Annotated in this window: 4 protein-coding genes and 1 pseudogene; 4 read left to right on the forward strand and 1 reads right to left on the reverse strand. The window is 63.3% G+C overall.

Annotated elements, in window-relative coordinates:
- The first annotated feature begins 178 nt into the window (after positions 1-178).
- The gene (locus tag VOI29_RS23295) at positions 179-406 is read left to right on the forward strand and encodes a WGR domain-containing protein (RefSeq protein WP_323784124.1); all 228 of its coding nucleotides are present in this window, start codon (positions 179-181) and stop codon (positions 404-406) included.
- Between the two features lie 84 nt (positions 407-490).
- Here VOI29_RS23295 and VOI29_RS23300 read toward each other — a convergent pair whose 3' ends face one another.
- The gene (locus VOI29_RS23300; protein WP_323784126.1) at positions 491-1,690 is read right to left on the reverse strand and encodes a hydantoinase/carbamoylase family amidase; all 1,200 of its coding nucleotides are present in this window, start codon (positions 1,688-1,690) and stop codon (positions 491-493) included.
- Between the two features lie 144 nt (positions 1,691-1,834).
- Here VOI29_RS23300 and VOI29_RS23305 point away from each other — a divergent pair, with 144 nt between their 5' ends.
- The 3 genes and pseudogenes from VOI29_RS23305 to VOI29_RS23315 all read left to right on the forward strand — a co-directional run.
- A complete protein-coding gene (locus VOI29_RS23305) occupies positions 1,835-2,485 on the forward strand; it encodes a histidine phosphatase family protein (RefSeq protein ID WP_323784128.1) in 651 nt (216 codons plus the stop codon).
- A gap of 23 nt (positions 2,486-2,508) precedes the next feature.
- Positions 2,509-3,123 (forward strand): glutathione S-transferase family protein, encoded by a 615-nt coding sequence (locus VOI29_RS23310; protein WP_323784130.1) that lies wholly within the window; start codon positions 2,509-2,511, stop codon positions 3,121-3,123.
- 11 nt (positions 3,124-3,134) lie between these two features.
- Positions 3,135-3,754: pseudogene (locus VOI29_RS23315) on the forward strand (saccharopine dehydrogenase); the annotation flags it as partial.

Consider the following 3,754-nt stretch of genomic DNA (forward strand, 5'->3'; position numbering starts at 1 on the left):
GGGCTGTGACTGGCGCCGGCCTGGCTGTGCGCTGCGTCGTCTACGCGATTGGCATTCCGGTTTTGCGCTGGTTGGTGTTCTCCGTGGCAGCGCAGTTTTCCGCACTCTTGGGATTCGCGCTCCGCGGCCGGGCACAGAGATTCTTGCCGAGGCGAATCGCATGGCGTAGAATCAAGAGATGGCCACCTGTCTGCTCTACCGCCAAGCCCCTTCGCGCCCGCCCCGGTTCTACCGCATTGAGCTGGCGATGAACCTGTTTTCCGAGGTTTCAGTGCTGCGCGAATGGGGCATAGCAGGCGGCAACGGGCACAGTGTCATCAACCTTTACGCCAATCTGCGCGAGGCTTCCCTGGCTGCCGACAAGCACCGCAACCGGATGCTCAAACGCGGCTACGGACGGAGCTGACAGCGCCGCGCCAGCGGCGCCCGGCCCAACGTGAAGGGCATCCGGAAGGATGATCAGGAACAGGCGGGAGCATCTGCCTGCAGATCACCCCGCCAACGCCCGGGCTGCGCGGTCCAGGACTTGCAGTCCCAGCACCAGATCCGCCTCCGGCGTGTCCTCGTCAAAGGCATGGCTGATACCGCCGGTCGAGGGCACAAACAGCATCCCCGCAGGCATCACCGTCGCAAGGTTGGCTGCATCATGCAATGCACCTGAAGGCATTTTCCGCCACTTACCCGGCGCGGACACCTCTGCAGCGGCCTCCAGTTCCGCCTGATACCGCGTATCCATCGCCGCCGGTTCTATGCCCATCACCGGGCCAAGCTCCGATGCCACGCCGTGATCAGCCGCAATCTCCCGCGCCGTCTCCTTGATAAGCGCCTCCATCCGCGCCAGCCGCTCTGCATCGGCATCGCGCCATTGCATCGAAAACTCGACGCACCCGGGCACGACGGAGGACGCATTGGGATGCAGCGCCACATGGCCGATGGTCCAGACCGTGGCAGGTGTCACCACATTTGCAAACCGGCTGTTCAGCGCCGCGTTGAATGCTGACAGCGCCTGAAACGCGTCCCGGCGCAGGTGCATCGGTGTGGTGCCTGCGTGGTTCTGCCGCCCCGAAAACGTGATCCGCATGTCCCGGATGCCAACGATATCGGTCACCACCCCAAGCCCCAGCCCAGTTTCCTCCAGATAGGGGCCTTGTTCAATATGCATTTCCAAAAAGCCGCTAAAGCGCTTATGCGGCAGAAAATCTCCCGTCAGCTCCGCCATCTGCACCCGCATCCCGGCAAGGGTATTGCCAGAGCTGTCGGTGAACCCATCCGCCTCATCCAGCGCCAGTTTGCCGGACCAGACATCGGACCCGGTCAGCACCCCGAACCGTCCCTCCTCATCCTGAAAGCTGACGCAGGAAATGAGCGGGCCGCCTGCCTCCCTGGCCGCACGGGCGATCTCCAGCCCGGCCACCACCCCAAGCGCGCCGTCCAGCCAGCCGCCCTCGGGTTGGCTGTCGCTGTGGGAGCCCACCAGAAGGCTCCGCTCCCCGGCCAGACCGAACAAGTTTCCAAGCGGGTCGAAATGCGGTTCCAGCCCGGCCTCTGCCATCCGTCCGGCCAGCCATTTCCGCGCCGCGATGTCTGCCTCGGAATAGGCCTGCCGCACCACCCCTTTGCCAACGCCCGATGCGCCAAAGCTGCGCAACATATGCAAATCATCAAGAAAACGCTGACGGTCTAGGGGCATGGCGGGTCTCCAAATTGACCGCTGCACAATGCGCCAAGTTTATTCAGCCCTCAATGACTTTGATAAGGCCAATTCCCAACCCGGTCTTCCCTCTCCCCGGAACCTCCCCTAAGACTTCCCCGGAAACAACGGAGCCCCCTACCCATGTCCCACATCACGCTGATCCGCCACGGCCAGGCCAATACCGGCGCCCGGGACGAAGCCAGCTATGACCGTCTCAGCGATCTGGGCCACCAGCAGGCGGCCTGGCTGGGGAAACATCTGCGGGCCACTGACAGTCATCACCCCCGCGTCTATTGCGGCACCCTCACCCGCCATATCGAAACAGCCTCCTCGATGGGCTGCACTGATGTGGTGCAGGACCCGCGCCTGAACGAGATGGAGTATTTTACCCTCGCCGAGGCGATGCGTGACCAGCTCGGCCTGGCTATTCCGGAAGAGCGCGAGGGTTTTGTCGATCATTTGCCCAAGGTTTTTGCCGCTTGGGCCAAAGACGAAATCTCCGAACCCTACGAAAGCTGGGCCAGTTTTGAGACCCGCACCCAAGCAGCACTGAAAGAAATCGCTGCAGGCGACGGCCCAGCACTTGTGGTCACCTCCGGCGGGCTGATCGCGATGGCGCTGCGGCAGGCGATGGGGCTGGACACCGCGGGCATGGCCCGGCTTGCGCTGGCGATCATGAACACCTCGATGCACCGTCTGTTCCCGATCGGCGGCCACCTCAGCCCGGTTCTGTTCAACGCGGTGCCGCACCTGGAAGCCCCGGACCGGCATTTTGCCCAAACACATCTTTGAACGACCGCAAGGGAGGAAAAGACATGCAGCTTTATTACGCCCCCACTACAATTTCCGTGGCCGTGGCCATCGCGCTGGAAGAAGCCGGGATGGAATACGAGGCGGTGAAGATCGACTTTGCCGCCAAGGAACAGACCGGTCCGGCCTATACCCAGATCAACCCCAAGGGCCGGGTGCCCGCCCTGGCGGTTGAAGGCGGCATCCTGACCGAGACCGGCGCGCTGCTGGAATATATCGCTGATAAGGCGCCGGAAGCCGGCTTGCGCCCGCAGGACCCGGTGCTGAAGGCGCGGATGCGCGAGGTGATGTTCTACCTCGCCTCGACCATGCATGTGAACCACGCCCATATGCGGCGCGGCGCCCGCTGGGCCAGCAAGACCTCCAGTTACAAGGACATGCAGGCCAAGGTGCCGCAGACCATGACGGCCTCCTGCGAGTACATCAGCCAAGCCGGCCTGCGCGGACCCTTTGTGCTGGGCGATAGGGTCAGCCTTGCCGATTGCTACCTCTATGTGATCTGCACCTGGCTGGCGGGTGACGGGGTGAAAGTGGACAACTTCCCCAAAATCCAGAATTTCATGACGGCAATGGAGCAGCGCGAGTCGATCCGCGCAGTCTATGCCAAGGAAATGCTTTGAAGGGCACGACGATGACGCATCTGTGGGTACGGGCCGAACAGCGCCCGAATGAGGAGCGGGTGGGCTTGACCCCCGAAGGCGCCAGGGCGCTGCTGTCAGGCGGCATCAGGGTCACGGTGGAGGAAAGCTCGGTCCGGGCCATTCCGCTGCAGGGCTACATTGATGCAGGCTGTGAAATTGCGCCGGAAAACTCCTGGCCCGAGGCGCCGGCAGATGCGATCATCTTCGGCCTCAAGGAACTGCCCGAGGACGGCACCCCGCTGCCGCACCGCCACATTATGTTCGGCCATGCCTTCAAGGGCCAGCATTCCGGCAAGGCGCTGCTGGAGCGGTTCAAGGCTGGCGGCGGCACGCTCTATGATCTGGAGTATCTGGTCGATGAGACCGGCCGCCGGGTTGCTGCCTTTGGCTACTGGGCGGGCTATGCCGGCGCGGCAGTCACACTGAAAGCATGGGCCGCCCAGCAGCGCGGAGAACTTTGCGGCCCGGTTGGCGTCTACGGCGGCAAGGATGCCTTGCTGGCAGATCTTGGAGCGGAACTCGATGGGCTGAACACAGGCCGTCCTACTGCCATCGTCATCGGCGCGCTTGGCCGGGTTGGAACCGGTGCCGCTGACCTCTGCGAGACGCT

This window comes from Leisingera sp. (assembly GCF_034669605.1).
Classification (GTDB): domain Bacteria; phylum Pseudomonadota; class Alphaproteobacteria; order Rhodobacterales; family Rhodobacteraceae; genus Leisingera.